Genomic DNA, 2,656 nt, shown 5'->3' on the forward strand with positions numbered 1-2,656 from the left:
CCTAATCCGTCATGCCACGTTTTTTGTGGCGTGACACCATGATGCGGTTGGGCCGCTCGATTTCATCGAGCTTTTGAAGAGGCTCCCATCCGGGAGCCGATTTGCCAACCTTTTCAGGAGGCATCCTGTACGACTCCCACTGGGAGTCTCCCCAAGAGATCGGCCTAGCCGATCGGCCCGATGCCGGGACATAAAAATAAACGGAATCAACGAATCGTTTTGAACCTATTTTCGAACTAATACGGAGGTAATTTGAAATGCCGGATATTGATATCGATGCGCCGGGAAAAACCCTGATGCTGATGGGCAATGAAGCCATTGCCCGCGGTGCCCTGGAGGCCGGGGTGGGATTTATCGCCTCCTATCCCGGTACCCCTGCATCTGAAATCCTGCCCAGACTGGCGGAGGTTGCCAAACGCCGGAACATTTATGCCGAATGGTCGATTAATGAAATCGTCGCCCTGTGGAACGCCAACGCCGCGGCTACCGCCGGGATCCGCTCCATGGCCTCGATGAAACAGAACGGCACCAACGTGGCCCTGGATGCTATTGCCAATCTGATGGAAAGAGGTCTTCGGGGAGGCGGAATGATTCTGGTCAATGCTGATGACCCCGGCCGGAGAAACAGCCCCAATGAGCAGGATACCCGGGGCATCGCCAAGATGTTCGATATCCCTCTGGTGGAGCCGGGAGACTTCCAGGAGGCCAAAGACATGATTCCCTGGCTCTACGAACTGTCCGAAGAATTGGATAGTCTGGTCATGCTGCGGGAAGTGGCCAAGATCGGCCACACCAGGGGAAATGTCACCCTGGGTGCGCTTCCCGTCCGGGAACAGAAGGCACGCTTCGAGCTTGTCCCGAAGATACCCTTATTTGGACAACCCAATCTCCATGGCCGTCTGCATGAGAAACTGAAAAGGGCCATGGAGCGGTTTGAAACAGCACCCTTCAACCGCTATTTCGGTCCAGACACCCCGGATCTTCTGGTCATCAGTTGCGGGGCCTCTTTTCTCTACACCATGGAAGCAGTCAGCATACTCGGATTGCAGAATCGGGTCGGGGTCTTAAAACTCGGTACCCTCTGGCCCCTGCCGGAAAAATTGGTTGAGAAGCATCTTCGAAAAACGCAGCAGGTATTGTTTGTCGAAGAAGTTCACCCCTTCGTCGAACAGAGCGTCATGGAATTCACGGCCAGTCTGGGACCGGCTGGTCCACGGCCCTATTTTTACGGAAAGCGATCCGGACATATTCCTTTCTTTGGAGATTTAACCCCGGATAATGCCATAAAGGCCATCACCGGGATTATGGGGATCCAATACCAGGCCCGGGACCCGGAGTATGCTAAAAAAGTTCAGGCCGCATCTAAAGAAGAAGTGATCTTGCGTCTCGGCTCATTATGTGCCGGCTGTCCCCACCGGGCCAGCTACTGGACGATCCATCGCGCGCTTACCCTCGACGGACGGGACGGTTTCGCCACCGGCGATGCCGGCTGCATGAGTGCCGGCTTCGGTCCCGGCGGTTACTTTGTGGCTAAAATCGGCAACTGTATGGGCGGCGGGGCCGGACTGGCCGATGGTTACGGCAAGCTGAAACAATTCGGCTTCACCCAACCGGTGATCGGCGGGGAGGGGGACTCCACCTTTTTTCATGCCAGCATTCCGGCCCTGCTCAACGCCGTCTGGAACAGGTCGGACTTCACCCTGGTTGTTTATGACAACAGTACGACGGCCATGACCGGCTTTCAACCCCATCCCGGTGTCGGTATGACCGCCATGGGAGAACAGGGAATAACCGTTCCCATCGAAGACGTCTGCCGCGCCTTCAAGGTACGGGTGGAAATTTGCGATCCCTTCGAACTGGAAAAGACTACCCAGGTGCTGCTTGATGTTTTGCGGGACGAAGGTCACGGCCCCCGGGTCGTCATCATGCGCCATGAGTGCGAACTGCAAAGGGGCCGACGGGAAAAAAGGCCCTATGAGATGGCGGTGAACCCCGAGAAGTGTCTTGGCGAGAGCTGCGGCTGTGACCGTTTATGCGTCCGGGTATTTCGCTGCCCGGGACTTAGGTGGGAAGAACAGACCGGCAAATCGGAAATCGATGAGGTGATCTGCAGCGGTTGCGGCTTGTGCGCCGACATCTGCCCGCAGGGGGCGATTGAGAAAAAAGCAGCAGGGGGGAGATAGGATCAGATGAAAGAATTGATAAAAGACCCGCTCAGTCTCATTGTTATCGGTGTTGCCGGCCAGGGCAACGTGGTTACCTCTCAACTTATCTGCGACGCCTTGGTGAACGAAGGCTTTCGGGTGACTTTCGGACAGACCTATCCGGCCCAGCAGCGGGGCGGACCGGTGATCAATTACATCAGAGTGTCCAAAGACATCCAGGCCAGCCCGATTATTCCCGAAGGGCGGGCAGATGTTATCGTGGCCATGGAACCGGTGGAAGCCATGCGGATGCTGAACCAATACGGCAATCCGGATGTAGTTACCATAGTCAACCCCAGACCGATACAGGCTATCGACATCACCGGTCTGGGTACGAAATACCCCTCCGTGGAAAAACTCATGAAAGACATAACCGCCCTATCGGCCAAAACATGGGTGGTCCCGGCCACGGAAGAAGCCAAGAAATTGGGCAATCCCATTATGGCCAATGT

Annotated in this window: 2 protein-coding genes; both read left to right on the forward strand. The window is 55.8% G+C overall.

Features of this window, described 5'->3' with window-relative positions:
• The first annotated feature begins 257 nt into the window (after nt 1–257).
• Entirely contained in the window at nt 258–2,183 is a 1,926-nt protein-coding gene (locus ACYC56_RS14785) for a thiamine pyrophosphate-dependent enzyme (RefSeq protein WP_461374937.1), read from the forward strand.
• 6 nt (nt 2,184–2,189) lie between these two features.
• A partial coding sequence (locus ACYC56_RS14790) for a 2-oxoacid:acceptor oxidoreductase family protein (protein WP_461374938.1) occupies nt 2,190–2,656 on the forward strand: 467 nt, incomplete at its 3' end.

The organism is Candidatus Aquicultor sp. (genome assembly GCF_054640775.1).

Coding starts and splice junctions, on each gene's coding strand:
- ACYC56_RS14785 (WP_461374937.1), top strand. CDS start 258: ATGCCGGATATTGATATCGATGCGCCGGGAAAAACCCTGATGCTGATG.